Here is a 23,926-nt window from a genome sequence, read left to right as displayed (position 1 = left end):
TCACACCTTGTTGACGTTTTGTCCGGTCAGTACCTTGCGGATGGAGGCATCCATCCGGCGGGCTGCAAATTCGCCACTGGCAGCGTCCGCAGCCTCGATGGCCTCTTTGATCTGATTGGTGGTGCCCGTGCTGCGCATAGTCAGCAGATGGGCGATGGCGGCATCCAGCTCGGCCCGCTCGGTGGGGCTCAGCAACGCCTCGCCATCGGCGGCCAGGGCGGCGTTGAGGCTCTCAACCACCCGGTCGGCCTCGACCTGCTGCTCCGCCAGCATGCGGGCGTCCATGTCCTGCTGGGCATTGGCGATGGAGGCGCTCAGCATGTTGAGGATGTCATCCTCACCCAGCCCGTAGGAGGGCTTGACCTGGATCTCGGCCTGCACGCCGGAGGATTTCTCCATGGCGCTGACCGACAGCAGACCGTCCGCATCCACCTGGAAGGTGACGCGAATATGGGCGGCGCCGGCCGCCATGGGCGGAATGCCGGTCAGGGTGAAGCGGGCCAGGGAGCGGCAATCCGCCACCAGCTCGCGCTCCCCCTGCACCACGTGGATCGCCATCGCGGTCTGGCCATCCTTGAAGGTGGTGAACTCCTGGGCGCGGGCCACCGGAATGGTGGTATTGCGCGGGATCACCTTCTCGGCAAGGCCGCCCATGGTCTCTAACCCTAAGGAAAGCGGGATGACGTCCAGCAGCAGCATCTCGGCATCAGGCTTGTTGCCCACCAGGATGTCGGCCTGGATGGCGGCACCGATGGCCACCACCTTGTCGGGGTCGATGCTGGTCAATGGCGTGCGGCCGAAGAACTCGCCCACCCGCTCGCGCACCAGCGGCACCCGGGTCGAGCCGCCGACCATCACCACTTCCAGTACCTCTTCCTGCTCGAGACCCGCATCGCGCAGGGCGCGCCGACAGGCCTGCAGGGTGCGTTTGACCAGGGGCTGGATCAGCTCGTCAAACTGGCTGCGGGTGACGGTACCCTGCCAGCCGGCAAAGGCGCAGACAACGGCATCGGCATCGGTGAGGCCGTGCTTGATGCTGGCCGCCGCATCCAGCAACTCGCGCTGGGTACGGGCATCGAGCTGACCGGACAACCCGGCTTGCTCTTTGAGCCAGTCCGCCAGCAGATGGTCGAAATCGTCACCACCGAGTGCCGAGTCGCCACCGGTGGCCATCACCTCAAACACCCCGCGATGCAGGCGCAGGATGGAGATATCGAAGGTTCCGCCACCCAGGTCATAGACGGCGATCACCCCTTCCTGGCCTGAGTCGAGGCCATAGGCGATGGCGGCCGCCGTGGGTTCGTTGAGCAACCGCAGTACGTGCAGACCGGCCAGTCTGGCCGCGTCCTTGGTACCCTGACGCTGGGCATCGTCAAAATAGGCGGGCACCGTGATGACCACGCCGTCGAGATCTCCCCCGAGGGACGCGGCACCGCGCTCGGCCAGTTTTTTCAGGATCTCGGCCGAGACCTGCACCGGATTGACCAGCCCCTGGCGGGTCCGCAACTGGGGCATGCCCGTCTCGGTAGCCACGAACTCGTAAGGCTGCTGGCGGGTATCGATGTCGGCCAGCGCCTTGCCCATCATCCGCTTGACCGAGACGATGGTGTTGTGGGGATCGAGGGCCGCCTCACGCTTGGCATCGAAGCCAACCCGGATGGTATCGGCCTGGTAATGGACCACGGAAGGCAGCAGATCACGCCCCTGCTCGTCACAGAGGGTGTCGGCCTGGCCGCTGCGCACGGCGGCGACCAAGGAGTTGGTGGTGCCAAGATCGATGCCGACGGCACGTTTATGCTGGTGAGGTGCGGCGCTCTGGCCTGGCTCGGCAATTTGCAGTAATGCCATGGGTAATCACAATTCCTGCGTTAGAGGGTCAAGACTCGAACAGCGAGTCTTCGAATCGTTCCAGCTCCTCGAGGAGCTTGTCGACAAATTTGAGCTTGCGAACGCAATCCGCCGCCTGCAGATCCTCACCCCTGGTGAGAGAGTCGGTCAGCCGTTGCATCAACGCCTGGTGATCATGCCTGATCTCCTGGCGAAAATCCTTGATGGCCCCCTCAGGGTCGGCATCGCCCTTGAGATCAGCCAGCCGCTCTCGCCACTCCAGCTGTTGCATCAGAAAGGCAGGATCTTGCAGTGTCTGCTGCTCGCCGCGAATATCGGTGCCCCGCAAGGAGAGCAGGTACTCGGCTCGGCGCAAGGGGGCCTTGAGGGTAGTAAACGCATCGTTGATCTGGGCAGCACGCTGCACGGCAGCAAGCTGCTCCCGCTCGGGGGCAGTCGCAAAACGATCGGGATGGAACTGGGTCTGCAGCTGACGATAGGTGTCAGCCAGTTGGCGAGTATCGAGCTCGAAGCCCTCAGCCAGCCCGAACAGCTCGAAATGATTCATCCTTCGTCCTCAGACAATAGCGCTGGGAGTGCAACCACACTCGTCTTGAACTTGAAAGCAGTGGCATGGACTGGCGTCCACACCACTGTGTTGATGAGCAAGGTGTTGATCACAAGAGACTCGCCGCAACAGGGCTCACCCTTGTGGCTGCGAGGCGTTGCAAACATGGGCGATCGGTCAATCGAACCACTTACACGCTGAAGCTTTCGCCACAACCACATTCGCCCTTGGCATTCGGGTTGTTGAACTGGAAGCCCTCGTTGAGGCCTTCCTTCACGAAGTCCAGCTCGGTGCCATCCAGGTGGATCAGGCTCTTGGCATCCACGATGATCTTGACGCCTTTCTGCTCGAACACCTGATCCTCGGCAGCCAGCTCATCCACGAACTCGAGCACATAGGCAAGGCCAGAACAGCCGGTCGTCTTGACGCCGAGGCGCAGGCCGATACCCTTGCCCCGGTTGATCATGAAGGAGGAAACCCGCGCCGCTGCGGCATCTGTCATGGTTATGGCCATACTGCTCTCCGGACCTTAAAGACCTTTCTTCTGCTTGTAATCGGCGATGGCGGCCTTGATGGCATCCTCCGCCAGAATGGAGCAGTGGATCTTCACCGGCGGCAGCGCCAGCTCTTCGGCGATGTCGGTGTTCTTGATACCGGCCGCTTCGTCCAGGGTCTTGCCCTTGACCCACTCGGTCACCAGGGAGCTGGAGGCGATGGCGGAACCACAGCCGTAGGTCTTGAACTTGGCATCTTCGATGATGCCATCGTCGCTGATCTTCAGTTGCAGCTTCATGACGTCACCACAGGCCGGTGCACCGACCATGCCGGTGGCGACGCTGGGATCGTTCTTGTCAAAACCACCGACGTTGCGGGGATTCTCGTAGTGGTCGATTACTTTTTCACTGTAAGCCATATCTAACTCCTGCTAATTCCGTTGTTCACCAGACCCTTGCCATGCTGGCAAGGATCAGTGATGTGCCCATTCGACCGTGTTCAGATCGACGCCATCCTTGAACATCTCCCACAGGGGGGACATCTCGCGCAGACGACCGATGGAGTCGCAGATGAGCTTGATTGCGTAGTCGATCTCTTCTTCGGTGGTGAAGCGACCGATGCTGAAACGGATGGAGCTGTGTGCCAGCTCGTCGTTCAGACCCAGGGCGCGCAGCACGTAGGAAGGTTCCAGGCTGGCCGAGGTACAGGCAGAACCGGAAGAGACCGCCAGATCCTTCAGTGCCATGATGAGGGACTCCCCTTCCACATAGGCGAAGCTGACGTTCAGGTTACCCGGTACACGCTGATCCAGATCCCCGTTGATATAGACTTCTTCGATGTTCTTGATGCCATCCCACAGACGCTGGCGCAGGGCCATGATGTGCTGGCTCTCGCTCGCCATCTCTTCCTTGGCGATGCGGAAGGCTTCCCCCATGCCGACGATCTGGTGGGTTGCCAGGGTACCGGAGCGCATGCCGCGCTCGTGGCCACCGCCGTGCATTTGGGCTTCCAGACGAACACGGGGCTTGCGGCGCACATACAGGGCGCCAATGCCTTTCGGGCCGTATACCTTGTGGGCGGACATGGAGAGCAGATCAACCTTGAGCGCTTCCACGTCGACCGGGATCTTGCCCACGCTCTGGACGGCGTCCACGTGCAGCAGGATCTTGCGGGAACGGCACAGCTCGCCGATGGCAGCAATGTCTTGCACCACCCCGATCTCGTTGTTGGCGTGCATGATGCTGACCAGGATGGTGTCATCACGCAGGGCGCCTTCGATCTGCTCTAGAGTGAACAGGCCATTGGGCATGGGCTCGAGGTAGGTCACCTCATAGCCTTCCCGCTCAAGTTGGCGGCAGGTATCCAGCACGGCTTTGTGCTCGGTCTTGGAGGTGACGATGTGCTTGCCCTTGCCGGCGTAGAAATGGGCGATGCCCTTGATGGCCAGGTTGTTGGACTCGGTCGCACCGGAGGTAAAGACGATCTCGCGCGGGTCCGCGCCGATCAGCTCTGCCACTTGATTACGGGCCAGATCCACCGCCTCTTCGGCCTGCCAGCCGAAACGGTGGGAACGGGAGGCTGGGTTGCCGAACAGGCCGTCCATGGTGAGGCACTGCATCATTTTTTCTGCGACACGCGGGTCCACCGGACAGGTTGCCGAATAATCAAGGTAAATAGGCAGTTTCATCTTTTTCTCCGTTACGACGGGGTCACACAGCGACTCGTCGTGGAAAGCACGTTTATAGTTGGACTTTCAAGCTCACATCACCGCGTTCGGCCCGATCAACCAGGGACAACACGGTCTTCATTTGTTCATCTTGCTTGCCGGCGATACGGCGCACATCGGCCTGACCAACCAGCTCGGCCAGGGTGATATCCCCCAAGAAGCTGGAGATGCGCTCGCTCAGATCCCGCCACAAAGAGTGGGTCAGGCACTGGGTACCACCGTGGCAGCCCCCTTTGCCGAGGCACTTGGTCGCATCGACCGATTCATCGACCGCGGTGATCACCTGACCGACCGAGATCTCGCCAGGGGCCAGACCGAGGCGATAGCCGCCACCGGGACCACGTACGCTGCTCACCAGACCATGCTTGCGCAGACGGGCAAACAGTTGTTCCAGATAGGACAAGGAGATGCCCTGGCGCTCTGAAATATCAGCCAGGGGCACAGGCCCCTGCTCTGCATGCAACGCCACGTCGAGCATGGCTGTCACCGCGTAACGTCCTTTTGAGGTCAGTCTCATATGCCTTACCGTTTGCGAACCAATCAATATGTGGCATATGGTCACATACCCGACTAAATCAGTCAAGTATATGCTTGAGTAAATCAGTCGGGATTAATCCTGTGCCCTGGACTTCTGGACAGAGGTGAGAATGCCCCGCAGGATGTTCAACTCCACCGCTTCGGGTCTGGCCCGATTGAACAGACGACGCAGTTTGCTCATCACATGGCCTGGATGGTCATCGGCAATGAACCCCGTCTTTTGCAGCGTCTGCTCCAGATGCTGATAAAACCCTTCCAGTTGCTGGGCGCTGGGGTACTCGACCCGCTCATCCTCCGGGGCCGAATGCTCCTGGTTCTGTACTTCCAGCCAGCGCATCCGCACCTCGTAACAAAGGGTCTGCACTGCCATGGCCAGATTGAGGGAGCTGTATTCTGGATTGGCGGGAATGGCCACATGGAAGTGGCATTTTTGCAGTTCGTCATTGGTGAGGCCGGCGCGTTCACGGCCAAACACCAGCGCGACCGGGTGCTCCATGCCCTCGGCAACCAGCTTCTCGCCCGCTTCACGGGGATCCAGCATGGGCCAGCTCAAGGTCCGGGAACGGGCACTGGTGCCGATGACCAGACCACAGTCGGCAATGGCCTCGTCCAGGGTCGGCACGATTCGGGCGCGAGCCAGGATATCGCTGGCCCCCGCCGCCAGGGCGACGGCCTCCTCATCAGGCTGGGCCTGGGGATCGACCAGCACCAGTTGAGTCAGCCCCATGGTCTTCATGGCCCGCGCCGCGGATCCCATGTTGCCGGTGTGAGAGGTGTTTACCAACACGATACGAATCTGATCCAACATGCCCAGTCAATCTTCAGTCAAAAATGGCGCGCAATTGTAACATAACCAATCGCTATTTTGGCACCGCTTCCGACCAGGCATTTCTGCACAAACAGGCAGATGATACATCCCCACCCTGCGTGGTCACGCTGACAGTGGGGTACTGCGGCTCAAGTTCACCTGTTCCGCAGCACTCGGGCAAGAAAACGGCTCAGCTCATTGTCGCGGCAGTGGGCACGTGCGTCTCGCGGGCCCGCTCGATAAAGGTCGCCAGATCCATCAAGGGGTATTTCATCAATCCCAGCCCGTCCAGATCCAGGCTGTCCATCAGATTTTTCACCTCCAGGCCCAACTCGGTATCCCCCTCTATCTTCAGCCGGCGCTGGAAGAAGAGGGAATCCGGGTCTTCACGGCGCCCGGCGATCAGAACAAGATCCTGGCTATTGCCGCTGAAACAGACATCGGCGTGCTCACACTTCCTTGCCACCACCAGTTTTCCCTCCCGCTCGCTGATAAACCAGCATAGCCCCAGATCGCTGACTTCCACTTTCAGCCACTTGCCCGCAAGAAACGCAAATTCCCCCTCTTCGATGGCCTCCCGGAACACCCTGCCCAGCAGGGCCTCCATCAGGTTTTGTTGCAAAGGGAAGGGCACCAGCTTGAGGGGGTGGCGCAAGAGACGGGGTGCCTGTTCGACCAGGCGACGTTGCAGATGTTGAAACACGATAAACTCCCAGTTTTTTGCGCATTCAAGCACAGCCCCTTCGGCAAGATCCTGTTGAAAATCAAACTTGTGTCCACTTACCTCAAGAAGGGTAAAGCCACCTAAAGCTGCCTCAGGTCAAAAAGCGGGAGGGCAAGCATGAATACAATCGGGCCACTTTGCATTTTTGCCCTCTCGGAGCGTACCCGATGGAATTACTCTGCCCGGCAGGCAGCCTGCCGGCACTGAAGACAGCCGTGGATAACGGGGCCGATGCGGTCTACATCGGCTTCAAGGATGACACCAACGCCCGCCATTTCGCCGGGCTCAACTTCACCGACAGCAAGCTGGAAAGAGCGGTTGACTATGTCCACCAGCATGGCCGCAAGCTGCACATCGCCATCAATACCTTTGCCCACCCGGGCTCCGATGCCCGTTGGAAGCAGGCCGTGGACAAAGGGGTGGCGCTCGGTGCCGATGCCCTGATCATCGCCGATCTCGCCGTGCTCGATTATGCCAGCCGCCGCCATCCCGACATGGAGCTGCATGTCTCGGTCCAGGCCAGCGCCACCAACGCCGCTGCCATCCGCTTCTACCAGCAGCACTTCAACGTCGGCCGGGTGGTGCTGCCGAGGGTGCTCTCCATGCATCAGGTGAAGCAGCTTGCCCGCGAGACCGACGTCGGCCTTGAGGTGTTCGCCTTCGGCAGCCTCTGCATCATGGCGGAGGGGCGCTGCTACCTCTCCTCCTACATGACCGGCGAGAGCCCCAACACCGTCGGCGCCTGCTCACCGGCCAAGTTCGTACGCTGGGAGGAGACCCCGAGCGGCCTCGAATCCCGCCTCAACGAGGTGCTGATCGATCGTTACGGCCCGGGGGAAAATGCCGGCTACCCGACCCTGTGCAAGGGCCGCTTCGAGGTGGATGGCCAGACCTATCACGCGCTGGAGGAGCCCACCAGCCTCAACACCCTCGGCCTGTTGCCCGAGCTGTTCCAGACCGGCATCCAGTCGGTCAAGATCGAGGGGCGCCAGCGCAGCCCCGCCTATGTGGAGCAGGTGACCCGGGTCTGGCGCGCCGCCATCGACGCCTATCAGGCCAACCCCGAGGCCTATCAAGTCAAGGCTGAGTGGGATGCCCAGCTCGCCCGCGTCTCCGAGGGGAGCCAGACCACCCTCGGTGCCTATCATCGCCAGTGGCAATAAGGAGCCCTGTTCATGAAATTCTCTCTCGGCCCCCTGCTCTTCTACTGGCCCAAGGCCGACACCCAGGCCTTCTATCAGGCGGCCGCCGCCAGCCAGGCCGACATCGTCTATCTGGGGGAAACCGTCTGCAGCAAGCGGCGCGAACTGAAAGTGGATGACTGGATTGCCCTCGCCCGTCAGGTGGCGGGCTCCGGCAGGCAGGCGGTGCTCTCCACGCTGGCGCTGATCTCTGCCCCCTCCGAGCTCAAGGAGGTCAAGCGGCTGGTCGACAACGGCGCGCTGATGATCGAGGCCAACGATCTGGGGGCCGTCCAGCTCGCCAGTGAAGCCGGGCTGCCGTTCGTCTGCGGCCCCGCCATCAACGCCTACAACGCCGACGTGCTGCGCATGCTGCTCAAACAGGGAATGCAGCGCTGGGTGATGCCGGTGGAGCTCTCCCGCGACTGGCTGATGCAGCTCAATCAGGATCTGGGCAGGGAGCGCCAGCAGTTCGAGGTGGAGGTGTTCGCCTATGGTCATCTGCCGCTCGCCTACTCGGCACGCTGCTTCACCGCCCGCTCCCTCGACCGGCCCAAGGACAACTGCGAACTGGCCTGCATCCACTACCCCACCGGCCGACTTGCCAGCAGCCGCGAGGGGCAGAAGGTGTTCAACCTCAACGGCATCCAGACTCAGTCCGGTTACTGCTACAACCTGGGCAACGAGCTCAAGGGGATGGAGGGGCTGGTGGATGTGGTGCGCCTCTCGCCCGAAGGCATGGAGACCCTGACGATGCTGGAGCGCTTCAAGGCCAACGAACAGGGGATGGCCCCCCTGCCCCTGCAGCAGGAGCGGGACTGCAACGGTTACTGGCGCCAGATCCCCGGCATGAGCCTGGTGGAGTAGCGGTACAACCCGTGTCACCAGACAGCAAAAAGGCCTCGTCAAGAGGCCTTTTTCATGGGGTTCAAACCCGTTTAGTCACGCTTTGCCGCTCTTGCCCTGGGCTCCGGGTGGCTGGGGCTTGCGCGCCATCAGTTCCAGCTCCAGCAAGGCATAGCGATGCTCGATGAAGTCATAGACGTTGTTGGCCAGCGCCAGCTTGAAGTAGCTGATGGCTTCCTTGCGGTTACCCTTGGCCAGCTCGAACTTGCCGAGGTAGAAGTAGGTCTCGCACAGGCGCTCGGCGAGCTCCCTGTTGTCCTTGACCCCTTTCACCACGTTGCTCATCAACTGGGTGGCATTGATGTCGCCCGTATAGAGGCGCACCAGATCCCAGTTCCAGGCGTCGTCGTCATATTTGTTGAGCCGCTCGCGCATCCGGCTCATGGCCGCCGGTCCGTTGAGCTTCTGCTCGGCCAGATAGAGCCAGATCACCCGATAAGGGTCTTCTGGTTGCGCCTCGTAGAAGCGCTTCATATCCGCCGCGGCAAGCTCGGGGCGATTGCCGTAATAGAGCGCGATTCCCCGGTTGAGATAGGCGTAGTCGTAATCCGGGGCGAGCTCCAGAGCGGAGTCGAACGCCTCATAGGCCTCGTCGTAGTTCTGCTGTTGAACCAGATAGACACCGATGAAGTTGTAGGCCTCGGCAAAATCCGGCTTCTCCCGCAGGGCGCGGTTGAAGTCGAGTCGCGCCAGGGAACGCAAGCCCACCCGGTCAAACACCACGGCACGCTCATAGAAGAGTTCTGCCCGCTGTTCGGTCGTCAATTCCATTTCACTGAGCATCTGCCCGAGTCGCGCCAACGCCAACTCGCTCTGGTAGGAGACCTGCAAGGGGGTCGCCAATACCAGTGAAGCGGGTTGCGGCTTGGGAACTTGAGGCGCTTTTACCTGACTGCTACTGCTGCAACCCCACAAGGGGAGCAACAACAGGATACCCGTGAGGTATCCAATCCCTATCCTGACGTTCAATGAACACTCCGACGCTTACGCTTGACCCCGCATATGGTAAAGATCACGGGGCCGTTTGTCATGTGGCGCAGCCCCTCTCCCTCAAATAAATCAGGATTCGACAGGGTATCCGGCATCGCTCCAGCCGCGAAAGCCTCCATCGACGCTGACGACCCGGGAATAACCCATCTTCTGCAGGTTATCCGCCACCAGGATGGAGCGAAATCCCCCACCACAATAGAGGTAGAGTTCGGTGTCGGGATCCGGATACCGGGTCTCGATGTCACGCTCTATCACCCCGCGCCCGAGATAGGTGGCCCCCGGCAGATGGCCCCTGGCCCACTCGCTCTCTTCGCGCACGTCGATCAGATGAAATGCTCGGCCCTCATCCTGCCAGCGCTTGATCTGGTGCACATCGGTTTCCTGCACCTGCGGGCGGATGACCTCTACCAGGGCCAGAAAACGGGGATTGTGTTGCATGGGCTTGCTCCTTGCTTTGGGTAATGGATGCTGGGTTGTGGGGAGCATCATGACTCACCCCGGCCACAAGAGAAAGGGCGCCTTGCGGCGCCCTTGTCTGTTACGGCAGGATCTCTTGCTGATCCGCGCCCTCTTTTTCCACCTGGGTCGGCAGCATGTGCTCCCGCTTGATCCCGAGGAACATGGCTGAGGCGCTCGCCACATAGATGGAGGAGTAGGTCCCGAAGGCCACCCCGATCACCATGGCGATGGAGAAACCGTGGATCAGAGGCCCGCCTTTGAGCAGCAGCGCCACCACCACCACGAAGGTCAACCCCGAGGTGATGATGGTCCGGCTCAGGGTCTCGGTCATGGAGAGATCCATGATCTCCGCGGTGTCCCCACGGCGTACCTTGCGGAAATTCTCCCGCACCCGGTCGAACACGACGATGGTGTCGTTCAGGGAGTACCCCACCAGCGTCATCAGCGCCGCCAGCACGGTCAGGTCGAACTCGTACTGGAAGTAGGCGAAGATGCCGAGGGTGATGATCACGTCGTGAGCCAGGGAGAGGATGCCCCCCGTGGCCAGACGCCACTCGAAGCGCACCGCCACGTAGATCAGGATACAGATGATGGAGGCCAGCATGGCCAGGGCACCGTCGGTGGCCAGCTCGTCACCCACGGAGGGACCGACGAACTCGACACGCTTGAGCACGGCGCTCTCGTCGACCAGCTTGGCGGCCGCCAGGACCTCGTTGCCCTGCTGCTCGACCTTGACGCCCTCTTGGGGGGCCATGCGCACCAGCACATCACGGCTGGAGCCGAAGAACTGCAGGGTCGCCCCGTCAATCTTCTGCTGATCCAGCGCCTCGTGCATCTTGTCCAGGCTCACCGACTGCTGGAACCCCACCTCGATGGTGGTACCGCCGGTGAAGTCCAGCCCCCAGTTCAGGCCACGATCGTACAGAACGTAGAGGGCGAGCACCGTTACCAGAGCAGAGAGGACCATACCCAGCTTGGCGAAACGCATGAAGGGGATGGGCTTTTCAAAATGTAGAATTTGAAACATGTCTCTTCCTTAGATCGGCAGCTTGTCGATGCGCCGTCCACCCCAGGCCAGGTTGATGATGGCGCGGGATACCGTGATGGCAGTGAACATGGACGCCGTCAGGCCGATCCCGAGGGTCAGGGCGAAGCCCTTGATGGCACCGGTACCGATACCGAACAGGATCACGCAGGTGATGAGCGAGGTGATGTTGGAGTCGGCGATGGTGGAGAAGGCGCGATCAAAGCCCAGGTGAATGGCTTGCTGCACCCCGCGACCATTGCGGATCTCTTCACGAATACGCTCGTAGATCAGCACGTTCGCATCCACCGCCATCCCCAGCGTCAACACGATACCGGCGATGCCCGGCAGGGTCATGGTGGCCCCCGGGATCATCGACATGATACCGACGATGAGCACCAGGTTCATGGTCAGCGCCAGATTGGCCACCCAGCCGAAGGCACGGTAGTAGATCCCCATGAAGAGCACGATCACCAGCATGGCCCAGCCGATGGCTTCCATCCCGCTGTCGATGTTCTGCTGACCCAGGCTCGGGCCTATGGTGCGCTCTTCGACGATCTGGATGGGGGCAATCAGGGCACCGGCACGCAGCAGCAGCGCCAGGTTGTGGGCTTCGTTGGCGTTGTCGATCCCGGTGATGCGGAACTGGCTACCCAGGCGAGACTGGATGGTGGCGACGTTGATCACCTCCTCCTGCTTGCGGAACTTGCGCTTGCCGTCCGGACCAGGCTGCCCCACCGGCTTGTACTCGATGAAGACGGTCGCCATGCCCTTGCCAACGTTGTCCTTGGTAAAGTTGGCCATCTTGTTGCCACCCTGACCATCGAGCTTGATGTTGACCTGGGGACGGCTGTATTCATCGAAACCGGACTGGGCACCCACAATGTGGTCACCAGTCAGGATCACGCGCTTTTGCAGTACCACGGGACGACCGTTGCGATCGTTGTAGACCTTGGAGCTCGGCGGCACGCGGCCTGCGGCAGCGGCCTGGATATCGGCAGCCTCATCGACCATGTGGAACTCCAGGGTCGCGGTGGCCCCCAGGATCTCCTTGGCACGGGCGGTGTCCTGGATCCCCGGCAGCTCGACGATGATACGCTCGCCGCCCTGCTGCTGGACCAACGGCTCGGCCACACCCAGTTCGTTCACCCGGTTGCGGATGATGGTGATGTTCTGCTCGAGGGCATACTTCTTCACCTCTTTGACCTTGGCTTCGCTCAGACTGGCCAGCAGGATGAAGTCATCCCCTTTCTGGTCGGTGGTGAAGACAAGATCCGCATTCTGGCGACGCAGGAAGGAGAGTGCCTTGGCCTGATCGGCCTCGTCACGGAAGACCACCTGCACCTGATCCCCGACCCGGCGTACACCGGAGTAGCGGATCTTCTGGGTGCGCAGCTCGGCGCGGAAATCCTGCACCATCTGTTCCTGCTGCTTGGCCAGCGCTTCGGCCATGTCCACTTCCATCAGGAAGTGCACACCGCCCCGCAGGTCAAGACCGAGCTTCAGGGGCGCCGCGCCGATGGCCTCAAGCCAGGCGGGGGTCGACGGTGCCAGGTTGAGGGCGGTGATGAAATTGTCGCCCAGCTTGTTGGCCACGATGTCGCGCGCCTTGAGCTGGTCTTCGGTGTTGTTGAAACGGATCAGGATGAAGCCGTGCTCGAACGCCGCATGCTTGACCGGGATCTTCGCCTCGTCGAGGGTTTCCTTCACCTGATCGAGGGTTTCTAGTTTGACTTCGGCACCACGGCTGGCAGAGACCTGCAAGGCCGGGTCTTCGCCGTAAAGATTGGGGGCTGCATATAGAAAACCGATGGCGATCACGACGATCACCATCAGGTATTTCCACAGCGGATAGCGATTTAACACGCTGTGCTCCTCGGGAGATTAGAGGGACTGGATAGAACCCTTGGGCAGAACGGCAGAGACGAAGTCACGCTTGATGGTGACCTGGGTCTGATCGTTCAGGGCCAGCACAATGTAGTCGCTGTCGGCGGAAACCTTGGCGATCTTGCCGACCAGGCCACCGGAAGTGAGCACTTCGTCGCCCTTGGAGAGGGAGCTCATCAGATTGCGATGCTCCTTGGCACGCTTGGCCTGGGGACGGTAGATCATGAAGTAGAAGATGAGACCGAACACGGCCAGCATGATGATCATTTCCATGCCACCACCCTGTGCTGCCGGAGCCGCGCCTTCTGCATACGCCTTGGAGATAATGCTCATTTAACAACCTCTTATTGATGTAGATTTGAATACTAACTTATATGTCGTTGTTATTTCACGTCATTTTCAGCCAGTGGAGGCACAGGCTTCCCTTGCCGACGGTAAAACTCAGTTACAAAGTCGTCTAATTTACCCTGCTCGATCGCGTCCCGCAAACCCTGCATCACGCGCTGGTAATAACGCAGGTTGTGGATGGTATTCAGACGGGCACCGAGGATCTCGTTGCACTTGTCCAGATGGTACAGATAGCTACGGGTGTAGTTCTTGCAGGTGTAGCAATCGCAGTCCGCATCCAGGGTGCTGGTGTCTTCCCGGTACTTGGCGTTGCGGATCTTGACCACGCCATCGGTGGTAAAGAGATGACCGTTGCGGGCGTTGCGGGTCGGCATCACGCAGTCGAACATGTCGATACCGCGGCGCACCCCTTCCACCAGATCCTCCGGCTTGCCCACCCCCATCAGGTAGCGCGGCTTGTCGGCCGGAATTTTCGGGCAGACATGGTCAAGGATGCGATGCATGTCCTCTTTGGGCTCACCCACGGCAAGACCGCCGACCGCGTAACCGTCGAAGCCGATCTCAAGGAGACCGTCCAGCGACACATCCCGCAGCGGTTCGTAGACAGAACCCTGGATGATGCCGAACAGGGCGTTCTTGTTGCCGAGTGCATCGAACTTGTCACGGGAACGCTTGGCCCAGCGCAGGGACATCTCCATGGACTTGCGCGCTTCCTCGTAAGTGGCCGGGTACGGGGTGCACTCGTCGAAGATCATCACGATGTCGGAACCCAGATCGTACTGGATCTCCATGGACTTCTCGGGGTCGAGGAAGATCTTCTCGCCGTTGATGGGATGACGGAAGTGCACCCCCTCCTCGGTGATCTTGCGGATGTGCCCCAGACTGAACACCTGGAAACCACCGGAGTCGGTCAGGATGGGCCCCTGCCAGTTCATGAAGTCGTGCAGATCGCCGTGGGCGCGCATCACTTCCTGACCCGGGCGCAGCCAGAGGTGGAAGGTGTTGCCAAGCAGGATCTGGGCACCGGTCTCACGCACCTCTTCCGGTGTCATCCCCTTGACGGTGCCGTAGGTGCCGACCGGCATGAAGGCCGGGGTCTGGACCACGCCACGCTCGAACACCAGTTGACCGCGACGGGCACGCCCATCGGTGGTTTTCAATTCAAATTTCATTGCTACCTCTATTCAGTCAGAGAAACAGTCTGACAACAAAGGGCCCGAGGGGCCCGGTAATATGAAGCCGGCCGGCATACTGACAAGCAGAGCCTGAACGACTTCTGAAGGGCAAGGCTTAACCCTGCACCCGGCGACGGGTGACGAACATGGCGTCCCCGTAGCTGAAGAAACGGTACTGTCCCGCCACGGCGGCCTGATAGGCGGCCATCACGTTGTCATAGCCGGCAAAGGCGCTGACCAGCATGATCAGGGTGGATTCGGGCAGGTGGAAGTTGGTGATCATGGCATCGACCACCTGGAACTCGTAACCGGGGAAGATGAAGATGTCGGTGTCATTGAAGAAGGGCGCCAGCGGCTTGCCCTGGGCCAGGGTCGCCTTGGCCGCACTCTCGAGGGATCGCACCGACGTGGTCCCCACCGCAACCACACGACCGCCGCGGGCGCGGGTCGCCGCGATGGCATCCACCACCTCCTGGGGCACTTCGGCGTATTCCGAGTGCATGTGGTGATCTTCAATCTTGTCGACGCGCACCGGCTGGAAGGTGCCCGCCCCCACGTGCAGGGTCACGAAGGCCATCTCCACGCCCTTGGCACGGATCTGCTCGAGCAGCGGCTCGTCGAAGTGCAGACCGGCGGTCGGCGCCGCCACGGCACCCGGCTTCTGGTTGTAGACGGTCTGGTAGCGCTCCTTGTCGGCATCCTCGTCGGGACGGTCGATATAGGGAGGCAGCGGCATATGGCCGATGGCATCCAGAATGGTCAGCACAGGGCGCGGGTCCAGGAAGTGGATCTCGAACAGAGCGTCGTGACGGGCACGCATCTCGGCCTCGACGGGCACGCCGTCGGCACCGCCATCCAGAAGGAGGCGGGTACCTGGCTTGGGGGACTTGGACGAGCGGACGTGCGCCAGCACGCTGTGCTCGTCCAGAATGCGCTCCACCAACACCTCCAGCTTGCCGCCGCTGGCCTTCTGGCCAAACATGCGGGCCGGAATGACACGGGTATTGTTGAACACCAGCAGATCGCCGGGGTTGAGCTGGTCAAGCACATCGACAAAATGACCGTGGCGCAGGGCGCCGGTTTGACCATCGAGCTGCAGCAGGCGGCTAGCGGTACGCTCCGCCATGGGATAGCGGGCAATCAGCTCGTCTGGCAGATCAAAATGAAAATCGGATACTTGCATCTTTCACCTCGGGGGAATCGGCGGCTAGTCTAGTTATCCCCCTCTTCCAAGGCAACCCAAAAGACTAAAAACCCAAGGAAGACAAGGGATAGCGGGCCATTTTGTGAGGCTGGGCCCGTTAAAAAACCTTTAAGGTTTTGTATTGACCCCGATCATGTTCTGGCGACGGGGGCTGGGCTAGGGTGGAAGCAGACACACAAGGAGGCCCACCATGATGACCCTCTCCGAGATCATGACTGAACACCCCTTTACCCTGGGTCCGGAAAACAGCGTCAAGCAGGCGATGGAGCTGATGCAGCAGGAGCGGATCCGTCACGTTCCCATCGTCGATGAACACCAGCATCTGCTTGGTCTGGTCACCCTCTCGGACATCCTGGCCACCCGTGAATCCAAGCTGCTGCTGATCAACCCCGAGCGGGAGGCGGAGTTCACCGACAGCGTCCAGCTCGACGAGATCATGACTCGTCAGGTGGCGAGCGTGGATCCCCACGCCGGCATCAAGGAGGCGGCCCTGTATCTGCAGCGCCACAAATATGGCTGTCTGCCGGTACTCAAGGGGCGCAAGCTGGTTGGCATCGTCACCGAGTCGGACTTCATCGCCGTGGCCATCAATCTGCTGGAGCTGATGGAGGAGCAGGAGCCCCCAACCGACTTTTGATCTTAAAGAACCGTAATAAAATTACAATAAAAGCGTTTTCAGCCTAATTTAACGGCTATTTAAGTGAAACACTTTCAATTTGACTGTAAAATTACACCACAAAACTTGCGTTGTGACATTCATCACACTATGATGCTCACCATGCAATGGTTGCCGAAGAGGAGATGAGGATTGTGCACCCGCCATCTTCTCTTCATATGTCTGCAAGTTTGCACACCCCGTAGTTAGTCTTTGCTGTAAAGCATATTTATCGCCATTCCTTGTTTGATGACCCGGCCCTGTCTGTGCGACGGCGCCGGGATTTTTTTATCCCTCTTTTTTCTACTGCGCCGCCTCGTCTGCCCCCTTCTCTGCTCACGCAATGAAAACAAATCCGGCCCAGCCCTTGAAAATGTGACATGCAGGACAGAAATTGAACTTCGACAATGAGTTATCTCCGAAGGCCTGAGATATTCATGTTAGGTACAGTTGTGATGGTCTATCTAATAAATAGATTTATGTGATTCAAAATTGTGGCTTTGACCGATTAGAAAAAGTCACTATGATGACTCCATCGAAAGTTAAGCGCCTCGTCTGGCACGACTCTTCAACACCAGACAGGCATATGTACATCACCAAGGAGCAAATACATGTCTACCTACATCAACACTGAAATCAAGCCGTTCAACGCCACCGCCTACCACAATGGCAAATTCGTTCAGGTGTCTGACGCTGACCTGAAAGGCAAGTGGTCCGTGGTGTTCTTCTACCCGGCTGATTTCACCTTCGTCTGCCCGACCGAGCTGGGCGACCTGGCCGACAACTACGCCGAATTCCAGAAGCTGGGCGTCGAGATCTACGCTGTCTCCACCGACACCCACTTCACCCACAAGGCCTGGCACGACACTTCTGACACCATCCAGAAGATCCAGTACCCGATGATCGGCGACCCCACCGGCACCATCACCCGCAACTTCGGCGTGATGATCGAAGAAGCAGGCCTGGCTGACCGCGGTACCTTCGTCATCGACCCGCAAGGCGTCATCCAGATCGTTGAAATCAACGCTGGCGGCATCGGCCGTGACGCACTGGAACTGCTGCGCAAGGTCAAGGCTGCCCAGTACGTTGCTTCCCACCCGGGTGAAGTGTGCCCGGCCAAGTGGAAAGAAGGCGACGCCACCCTGGCCCCGTCCCTGGATCTGGTAGGCAAAATCTAAGCCTCCCCGCTCTGAAGACCGGCCCGTTCAAGGGCCGGTCTTGTTTACGGCCCTCAGAAAATGCGCCGGTCTGCTGTGTGGACCTCTGTTTTCTGTATCCGGTCATCGTGCCGACCCGCATTCAGCAAGAAGGAATTCGACCATGTTAGATACCAACCTCAAACAACAACTCAACGGTTACTTGCAGTACATCGTCAATCCCATCGAGATCAGCGTGTCCGGCAATGACAGCGACAAATCCGCCGAACTCCTGGCATTGGCCAGCGAGATCGCCGAGATGTCCCCCAAAATTTCCCTGACCGATGGCACCAATGCCCGCAAGCCTTCCATGAGCATCGCGCCCCAGGGCCAGGCCCCGCGCGTGCACTTTGCCGGCATTCCCATGGGTCATGAATTCACCTCCCTGGTGCTCGCCTTGCTGCAAAGCGGCGGTCACCCCTCCAAGGCCGATCCGGCCGTGCTGGAGCAGGTGAAGAACCTCAAGGGCGAGTTCCACTTCGAGACCTATATTTCCCTCTCCTGCCACAACTGTCCGGACGTGGTACAGGCCCTGAACCTGATGTCCACCCTGAATCCCGGCATCACCCACACCATGATCGACGGTGCCCTGTTCCAGGATGAGGTGAACGAGCGTCAAATCATGGCGGTCCCGAACGTCTACCTGAACGGTCAGCCGTTCAGCCAGGGCCGCATTTCGCTGGAAGAGATCGTTGCCAAACTCGACACCGGCGCTGCCGAGCGCAAGGCGCAAGAGCTGAGCGAAAAAGCGCCTTATGACGTGCTGGTGGTGGGCGGTGGCCCGGCCGGTGCCGCCGCGGCCATCTATGCCGCCCGCAAAGGCATTCGCACCGCCATTGTCGCCGAACGTTTCGGTGGCCAGGTGATGGACACCGTCGGCATCGAAAACTTCATCTCCGTGCCCTACACCGAGGGCCCCAAGCTGGCAGCCAGCCTGGAGCAGCACGTCAAGCAGTACGGCGTGGAAGTGATCACCGAGCAGCGTGCCGCCGCCATCAGCAAGGATGGTTACGTCAACGTGGATCTCGCCTCCGGCGCCACCTTGAAGAGCCGCGCCGTGATCCTGGCAACCGGTGCCCGCTGGCGCGACCTGAACGTGCCGGGTGAACTCGAGTACCGTACCAAGGGCGTGGCCTACTGCCCGCACTGTGATGGCCCCTTCTTCAAGGGCAAGCGGGTGGCGGTGATCGGGGGCGGCAACTCCGGCATCGAGGCGGCCATCGATCTGGCCGGCATCGTCGAGCACGTCACCGTGGTGGAGTTCGCCGATACCCTGCGTGCCGACGACGTGCTGCAGAAGAAGGCCCGTTCCATGGGCAATATCGACATCATCATGAGCGCCCGCACCACCGAAGTGATCGGCGACGGCAGCAAGGTGGTGGGCATGGATTACGAAGATCGCACCACCGGCGAGATCAAGCATCTGGCGGTGGCCGGCATCTTCGTCCAGATCGGTCTGGTGCCGAACACCGAGTTCCTCAAGGGGAGCGAAGTGGCCCTGACCCGCTTTGGCGAAATCGAGATCGACACCAAGGGTGCCACCTCCCTGCCCGGCGTCTATGCCGCAGGGGATGCCACCACGGTACCGTTCAAGCAGATCATCATCTCCATGGGGGCAGGTGCCACCGCCGCCCTGGGTGCGTTTGATTACCTCATTCGCAACCCGGCGCCGGAAGCACAAGCTACCCAGGCCGATGCCGTGACCGCCTGATAACCGCCGCTCAACAAAAAACCGACTCCCTGGAGTCGGTTTTTTTATCCCTGTCGTTGGGTCGGCAGCCTTCAACGCCCTTGCGGCGCGTCCCTCTCCTGCCCCTCTTCACTCACCGCTCTCTCTTCTGCATCAGGCGCGGCATAGCTCGCCGGCACTGCCTCCCCTTCCAGATCCGTTCTTGGCTCCAGCTCCGCCGTCATGGGGGTGTTGGGGGGCACCGGCATGAAGACCTGATGCTCCGTCAGCGGAATGGGGGCTCGCTTACGCCTGCGCCAGCCGAGATAGGCCGACAGCAGCAGACCGCACAGGGCAAAGTAGACGAACAGCCCCTGTGGTCCGAACGTCGCCATGGTAAAGGGGGCCAGCAGCGGACCCGTCATGGCTCCCAGGCTGTAGGCAAGCAGCAGCCCCTGGTTTGCCCCCAGCACCTGATCCGGGCGCAGTTCATCGCAAGCATGGCTGAGGCTCAAGGGATAGATGGAGAACGCCATGCCCCCCAGCAGGAAGACAAGAGTCCCCTCGATTGGCTCGCGCCAGGGCTCCGGCAGCAGCACCATCAGCAACGCGATCAGGGTCAGCAGGGCGCAGAGCAGCAGGATCACCAACCGTCTGTCGTAACGATCAGATGCACGCCCGATGGGATATTGCAGACACATCCCCCCCAGGATCACCAGCGCCATCATGTCCGCCACCTGGGAGAGGGAGGCGCCGCTGTCGGTGAAATAGAGCGGCAACAGCCCATAGATGGCCCCGAGGATGAGGCCCGAGGTAAAGCTGCTGCCCATTCCCGCCGGAGTGAGGCGCACCAGCTCCAGCACTCCCACCGGCTGGGGTGCCACCATGGCCGGCGTCGCCACCCGGGAGAGAGCCAAAGGCACCACGGAGAGGGTCGCCGCCATGGCGCACAGGGCGAACGGCGTCAGCACCATGGGGTCCACCTGCTTGAGCAGCAGCTGGCCCAGGGCGAGTGAGCCGTACAGCAGGATCATGTAGAGGGACATCAACCGCCCCCGGTTCGCAGGGGTGCTTGAGACCAGCATCCAGGACTCCAGCACCACGAACAGACCGCCGGTGGCAAACCCCCCGATCAGCCGCAGCGCCGCCCAGGTGACAGGCTCCACCACCATGCCGTGCAGCAGAAACAGAAAACAGAGCAGGGAGGCGTAAGCCGCATAGGCCCGGATATGGCCCACCCGGATGATGAGGCGGGCATTGATGAAGGTCCCCAGCACCAGGCCGCCGAAATAGGCAGCCGACACCAGACCGATGGCCTGGGCGGACACCTGCTCGGCGGAGAGACGCACCGTCAGCAGGGTATTGAACAGACCGTGACCCAGAATGAAGATCACCAGACTGGTCAGGGGGGACAGCAACCTTGTCAGTGCCATGGAGCCTCCTCGCAGCAAAAGGGTCATGGTAGCCCCTGCCTCCCGCCCCCTTCAACCCGAATGCCCTCCCCCTGCGGGGCTATGCTTGACGGGAACCCCACATGGAGATCCGAAAGATGAGACTCATGCTGTTGTTGGCCGCCCTGCTCTTTTGCGGCAGCGCCCTCGCCTTCCACTGCCCCATGGACATGAAGAAGATAGACGACGCCCTGGCCGCAGGCCCCGCCCTCAGTGCCGAGCAACTGGCCGAGGTAAAACAGTTGAGAGCGGACGGAGAGACCTTGCACAACGCGGGCAAGCATCAGGAATCGGTCGATACACTGGCCAAGGCCATGGCCATTCTCGGCATCGATCAGGGCTGATACCGCCCCTTCGCCGCGCGACGGTCTCTTTCGCATCGCCCGGATACAGACCGCCAAAATGAAACAAGGCCCTCGCCATCACTGGCGGGGGCCTTTTCACTGCGGATGTCAGCGCTGAACGGTGCTACACCCGGCCACTGTAGACCAGGGTGCAATAGTTGAAGGCTATCTTGCCGTCAACGGCATGGCGAGCAAACTCGCGGCGAACGAGCGCCGTCATCTGATCGTGGGCCGGCGTGCCCGCCACAGGCGCATAGGAGGAGGAGTTGAGCCGTCCAAGCACCCCGTCAAGATCGAACAGCTGGCTGTTCTCGAAGCGATCGAGCCGGTACTCCCCGGTGAAGAAGGCGCGAAAATCCGCCTCGCCGAGGTTGCGATGATTGACCTCCTCGTAATCCCCCGAGTAGGCGTGCAGCCCCTCTTCATAGGCCTTGAGAAACGGGGTATTCGTCAGCCTGTCATTCCAGATGAGGGCGACCTGGCCACCGGGCTTGAGCAGCCGCTGGCACTCCTGCCGAAAAGCCGCGCGATCGAACCAGTGAAACGCCTGGGCGACCGTCACCAGATCCATCGCCCCCGTGGGCAGGCCCGTGGCTTCCGCACTGCCGTGCAGCCAGCCGATGTTCCCCACCTGGGCGAGCAGCCGTTTGGCGGCTGCCCGCATATCGTCGTTGGGCTCCACCGCCCAGACCCGCGCGACCCGGGGGGCCAGCAGGGCGGTCAGGATGCCGGTGCCCGCACCGATGTCCGCCACCTGGGCCTCTGGCCCCATGGCCAGCTCCCTTGCCAGAAAATCCAGCATGGCGGCGGGATAACCGGGTCGATATTTCACATAGGCTTCGACCCGGGTCGAGAATCGCTGGGTACTGTCCATGGCAGACTCCTCTCTTGATGCGGCCTTCATGCCAGCTCCCGGCCTGGTGACCAGGATCCCCATGCCACTACACTTGACCCCATCATGCAAGCCCCAAGCGGGTGGCAAACGGCGTACAGGCTGGCTTGCCACCCAGCGAAGCAGCAGGCGCTGCGGGCGGCAGGATACCCATCGGGGCGCCCGCTCACGGGCGTCGAAGGACAAACACCAGGATGGAGCTGCGACACAATGAGACCAGTCAAGAACAGGATTTGCCTCTGGTATGACGGGGATGCCGAGGAGGCGGCACGGTTTTACGCCAGCCTCTTCCCCGACTCCGCCGTCGGTGCCGTACACCGGGCCCCGGCCGACTATCCCGCCGGCAAGGAAGGGGATGTGCTGACGGTCGAGTTCAGGGTGATGGGGATCCCCTGCCTCGGCCTCAACGGCGGGTCCGGGGTCCGCCACAACTGGGCGTTCTCGTTTCAGGTGGCCACCCAGGACCAGGCCGAGACGGATCGCTACTGGTACGCCATCATCGACCATGGCGGTCAGGCGAGCGAGTGCGGCTGGTGTCAGGACAAGTGGGGCATCTCCTGGCAGATCACCCCTCAGGTCCTCACCGAGGCGATAAGCGATCCCGACCCCGAGGCAGCGAGACGCGCCTTCGAGGCCATGATGCAGATGGGCAAGATTGACATTGCCACCATCGAGGCGGTGCGCCGGGGCGAGTAGCCCGTTCGCACGGGCGCCACACACAACAAGGCCACCCCTGGGGGTGGCCTTGTGCGTATTGGCTGTCAGTGTAGTTGTCCACTAAATCCGGACTCTTGATTAGGCGGTCATTGAGTACTAGACATCTGATCCACATAACTGACGGACAAAGCCAACCTCATCCCGGATGCCTACCCTGTTACCATCCGGATCATGAATATTGATGGTCACTCCCCAATCGTTCTCAATAATCTCAGCTGTTAGACCGAACTCACGTACCCGCAAAAGTGCAGCCGCCATATCCGGCACATTGAATCTGATCTTCGTTGGGCAAACCAAAATTGATTTACCTTCATCTATTGCCGTTCCACCGGTTTCAATCATCAGGTAACTGCTACCTAGCGCCAAACAGCTCAGCCTAAACTCTCCCTCGTTCCTGCTAAACATTAACGGTAAGTCAAACAGATCGCGGTAGAAGGCGACACACTCCTCATAACGCTCGACATTCAGAATGATGCCATTCCGTGATATTTCCATCTCTGTTCCTTATAAGTACGAAGGCTAAAAAGAGGTTATCCCCTGTCATATCCACCCGATAAAAAAATGGACCTGGTATGACCCAAGTCCATTTCGGTTAATTGCACTGCCCGCATGATCACGGACAACTAAGTTGGAAACTTGTGAGTCAAAAATTTCAATATCTTAGCGACATCCAAAGTGACAATTAAGTTGGAAACTTAAAAGAGATTTTCCACCCGCTCCACAAGCAAACAGGACATTGAAGTTGGAAACCAAGCTCTTCTCGACGTGACAGGCAAATGTAACTTAATTACAAAAGGCGGCCAATTAACGTAACCGCCCCTTATACACAATCATACAGGCAGTTCCTTTAGGTGGTCATAACGCAAGACATCTATGAGACTGGAGCCCAACACAGGTCTAATCAACTCTTTTACCATCTCATATGAGCATTTAGTCTCAATCCAAAACACATCTTTACTTATCCGCTCAACCACAAGATCATCAATACGTACAAGATCTTCATATAGAGCATTTAAATACCTTTCATAGATTTCATCATCCGATGACTTAGCATCTTCAACATTCATCCATAGATTATTGGCAGGCATAACCTTAAATTCAAATTTCATATTTACCTCCAATCAACACAATCAAAAACACCAC

26 protein-coding genes are annotated in these 23,926 nt (G+C 60.0%); 7 read left to right on the top strand and 19 right to left on the bottom strand.

What is annotated here, in order from left to right; all coding sequences use genetic code 11:
- From hscA to AB5Y47_RS02115, 8 genes are all read right to left on the bottom strand, one after another.
- Nucleotides 1-1,848, bottom strand: a complete 1,848-nt coding sequence (gene hscA / locus AB5Y47_RS02150; protein ID WP_010675056.1) for a Fe-S protein assembly chaperone HscA — start codon at nt 1,846-1,848, stop codon at nt 1-3.
- Between the two features lie 28 nt (nt 1,849-1,876).
- A complete protein-coding gene (gene hscB, locus AB5Y47_RS02145) occupies nt 1,877-2,395 on the bottom strand; it encodes a co-chaperone HscB (RefSeq protein ID WP_010675057.1) in 519 nt (172 codons plus the stop codon).
- A 190-nt stretch (nt 2,396-2,585) separates the two neighbouring features.
- The gene (gene iscA, locus AB5Y47_RS02140; protein ID WP_010675058.1) at nt 2,586-2,909 is read right to left on the bottom strand and encodes an iron-sulfur cluster assembly protein IscA; all 324 of its coding nucleotides are present in this window, start codon (nt 2,907-2,909) and stop codon (nt 2,586-2,588) included.
- 15 nt (nt 2,910-2,924) lie between these two features.
- Nucleotides 2,925-3,308 (bottom strand): Fe-S cluster assembly scaffold IscU, encoded by a 384-nt coding sequence (gene iscU, locus AB5Y47_RS02135; protein WP_010675059.1) that lies wholly within the window; start codon nt 3,306-3,308, stop codon nt 2,925-2,927.
- Between the two features lie 54 nt (nt 3,309-3,362).
- Nucleotides 3,363-4,577: an IscS subfamily cysteine desulfurase gene (locus tag AB5Y47_RS02130; RefSeq protein WP_010675060.1), complete on the bottom strand. Its 1,215-nt coding sequence runs from the start codon at nt 4,575-4,577 to the stop codon at nt 3,363-3,365.
- A 52-nt stretch (nt 4,578-4,629) separates the two neighbouring features.
- Entirely contained in the window at nt 4,630-5,133 is a 504-nt protein-coding gene (gene iscR / locus AB5Y47_RS02125; RefSeq protein ID WP_025327241.1) for a Fe-S cluster assembly transcriptional regulator IscR, read from the bottom strand.
- A gap of 93 nt (nt 5,134-5,226) precedes the next feature.
- On the bottom strand, nt 5,227-5,961 hold the full coding sequence (gene trmJ / locus AB5Y47_RS02120; RefSeq protein ID WP_010675062.1) for a tRNA (cytosine(32)/uridine(32)-2'-O)-methyltransferase TrmJ: 735 nt from the start codon (nt 5,959-5,961) through the stop codon (nt 5,227-5,229).
- 190 nt (nt 5,962-6,151) lie between these two features.
- On the bottom strand, nt 6,152-6,664 hold the full coding sequence (locus AB5Y47_RS02115) for an SCP2 domain-containing protein (RefSeq protein ID WP_029314693.1): 513 nt from the start codon (nt 6,662-6,664) through the stop codon (nt 6,152-6,154).
- A gap of 188 nt (nt 6,665-6,852) precedes the next feature.
- Between AB5Y47_RS02115 and AB5Y47_RS02110 the strand changes: the two genes are divergently transcribed.
- Nucleotides 6,853-7,848: a peptidase U32 family protein gene (locus AB5Y47_RS02110; RefSeq protein WP_128271750.1), complete on the top strand. Its 996-nt coding sequence runs from the start codon at nt 6,853-6,855 to the stop codon at nt 7,846-7,848.
- Between the two features lie 12 nt (nt 7,849-7,860).
- Entirely contained in the window at nt 7,861-8,733 is an 873-nt protein-coding gene (locus tag AB5Y47_RS02105; protein ID WP_010675065.1) for a U32 family peptidase, read from the top strand.
- A gap of 75 nt (nt 8,734-8,808) precedes the next feature.
- Here AB5Y47_RS02105 and nlpI read toward each other — a convergent pair whose 3' ends face one another.
- The 7 genes from nlpI to queA all read right to left on the bottom strand — a co-directional run bounded on the left by nlpI (nt 8,809) and on the right by queA (nt 15,838).
- Nucleotides 8,809-9,741, bottom strand: coding sequence for a lipoprotein NlpI (nlpI, locus tag AB5Y47_RS02100; RefSeq protein ID WP_280520777.1), 933 nt, complete (start codon nt 9,739-9,741; stop codon nt 8,809-8,811).
- Nucleotides 9,742-9,831: 90 nt separating this feature from the next.
- Nucleotides 9,832-10,200 (bottom strand): rhodanese-like domain-containing protein, encoded by a 369-nt coding sequence (locus tag AB5Y47_RS02095; protein ID WP_010675067.1) that lies wholly within the window; start codon nt 10,198-10,200, stop codon nt 9,832-9,834.
- A 100-nt stretch (nt 10,201-10,300) separates the two neighbouring features.
- On the bottom strand, nt 10,301-11,248 hold the full coding sequence (secF, locus tag AB5Y47_RS02090) for a protein translocase subunit SecF (protein WP_010675068.1): 948 nt from the start codon (nt 11,246-11,248) through the stop codon (nt 10,301-10,303).
- Nucleotides 11,249-11,257: 9 nt separating this feature from the next.
- Nucleotides 11,258-13,111 carry a protein translocase subunit SecD gene (gene secD, locus AB5Y47_RS02085; RefSeq protein ID WP_029314697.1) on the bottom strand — a complete coding sequence of 618 codons (1,854 nt, stop codon included), beginning with the start codon at nt 13,109-13,111 and terminating at the stop codon, nt 11,258-11,260.
- 18 nt (nt 13,112-13,129) lie between these two features.
- Nucleotides 13,130-13,465: a preprotein translocase subunit YajC gene (yajC, locus tag AB5Y47_RS02080; RefSeq protein WP_010675070.1), complete on the bottom strand. Its 336-nt coding sequence runs from the start codon at nt 13,463-13,465 to the stop codon at nt 13,130-13,132.
- A gap of 50 nt (nt 13,466-13,515) precedes the next feature.
- Nucleotides 13,516-14,652, bottom strand: a complete 1,137-nt coding sequence (gene tgt, locus AB5Y47_RS02075) for a tRNA guanosine(34) transglycosylase Tgt (RefSeq protein ID WP_010675071.1) — start codon at nt 14,650-14,652, stop codon at nt 13,516-13,518.
- A 118-nt stretch (nt 14,653-14,770) separates the two neighbouring features.
- Nucleotides 14,771-15,838, bottom strand: coding sequence for a tRNA preQ1(34) S-adenosylmethionine ribosyltransferase-isomerase QueA (queA, locus tag AB5Y47_RS02070; RefSeq protein ID WP_010675072.1), 1,068 nt, complete (start codon nt 15,836-15,838; stop codon nt 14,771-14,773).
- A 211-nt stretch (nt 15,839-16,049) separates the two neighbouring features.
- On the opposite strand from queA, the gene AB5Y47_RS02065 reads away from it, so the two are divergent.
- The 3 genes from AB5Y47_RS02065 to ahpF all read left to right on the top strand — a co-directional run bounded on the left by AB5Y47_RS02065 (nt 16,050) and on the right by ahpF (nt 19,421).
- On the top strand, nt 16,050-16,496 hold the full coding sequence (locus AB5Y47_RS02065) for a CBS domain-containing protein (protein WP_010675073.1): 447 nt from the start codon (nt 16,050-16,052) through the stop codon (nt 16,494-16,496).
- 629 nt (nt 16,497-17,125) lie between these two features.
- Entirely contained in the window at nt 17,126-17,692 is a 567-nt protein-coding gene (ahpC, locus tag AB5Y47_RS02060; RefSeq protein WP_010675074.1) for an alkyl hydroperoxide reductase subunit C, read from the top strand.
- A gap of 142 nt (nt 17,693-17,834) precedes the next feature.
- A complete protein-coding gene (gene ahpF, locus AB5Y47_RS02055) occupies nt 17,835-19,421 on the top strand; it encodes an alkyl hydroperoxide reductase subunit F (protein ID WP_039038739.1) in 1,587 nt (528 codons plus the stop codon).
- A gap of 71 nt (nt 19,422-19,492) precedes the next feature.
- On the opposite strand, the gene AB5Y47_RS02050 is transcribed toward ahpF, so the two are convergent.
- A complete protein-coding gene (locus tag AB5Y47_RS02050) occupies nt 19,493-20,812 on the bottom strand; it encodes an MFS transporter (protein ID WP_143237664.1) in 1,320 nt (439 codons plus the stop codon).
- Between the two features lie 116 nt (nt 20,813-20,928).
- On the opposite strand from AB5Y47_RS02050, the gene AB5Y47_RS02045 reads away from it, so the two are divergent.
- On the top strand, nt 20,929-21,174 hold the full coding sequence (locus tag AB5Y47_RS02045; protein WP_041215012.1) for a hypothetical protein: 246 nt from the start codon (nt 20,929-20,931) through the stop codon (nt 21,172-21,174).
- A 124-nt stretch (nt 21,175-21,298) separates the two neighbouring features.
- Here the strand turns inward: AB5Y47_RS02045 and AB5Y47_RS02040 are convergent, their stop codons facing one another.
- Complete coding sequence (locus AB5Y47_RS02040) at nt 21,299-22,048, bottom strand: class I SAM-dependent methyltransferase (protein WP_010675078.1); 750 nt, start codon at nt 22,046-22,048, stop codon at nt 21,299-21,301.
- Nucleotides 22,049-22,276: 228 nt separating this feature from the next.
- Here AB5Y47_RS02040 and AB5Y47_RS02035 point away from each other — a divergent pair, with 228 nt between their 5' ends.
- Nucleotides 22,277-22,762: a VOC family protein gene (locus AB5Y47_RS02035; protein ID WP_368219727.1), complete on the top strand. Its 486-nt coding sequence runs from the start codon at nt 22,277-22,279 to the stop codon at nt 22,760-22,762.
- Between the two features lie 117 nt (nt 22,763-22,879).
- Here the strand turns inward: AB5Y47_RS02035 and AB5Y47_RS02030 are convergent, their stop codons facing one another.
- Together AB5Y47_RS02030 and AB5Y47_RS02025 are read right to left on the bottom strand one after the other, a co-directional pair.
- Complete coding sequence (locus tag AB5Y47_RS02030; RefSeq protein ID WP_045524404.1) at nt 22,880-23,278, bottom strand: glyoxalase/bleomycin resistance/dioxygenase family protein; 399 nt, start codon at nt 23,276-23,278, stop codon at nt 22,880-22,882.
- Nucleotides 23,279-23,613: 335 nt separating this feature from the next.
- Nucleotides 23,614-23,892, bottom strand: coding sequence for a hypothetical protein (locus tag AB5Y47_RS02025; protein WP_263086053.1), 279 nt, complete (start codon nt 23,890-23,892; stop codon nt 23,614-23,616).
- Between the last annotated feature and the right edge of the window lie 34 nt (nt 23,893-23,926).

The organism is Aeromonas sp. R7-2 (genome assembly GCF_040908105.1).
In the GTDB taxonomy this organism is placed as follows: Bacteria; Pseudomonadota; Gammaproteobacteria; order Enterobacterales; family Aeromonadaceae; genus Aeromonas; species Aeromonas caviae.
This window is presented reverse-complemented; position numbering and strand designations above follow the sequence as displayed.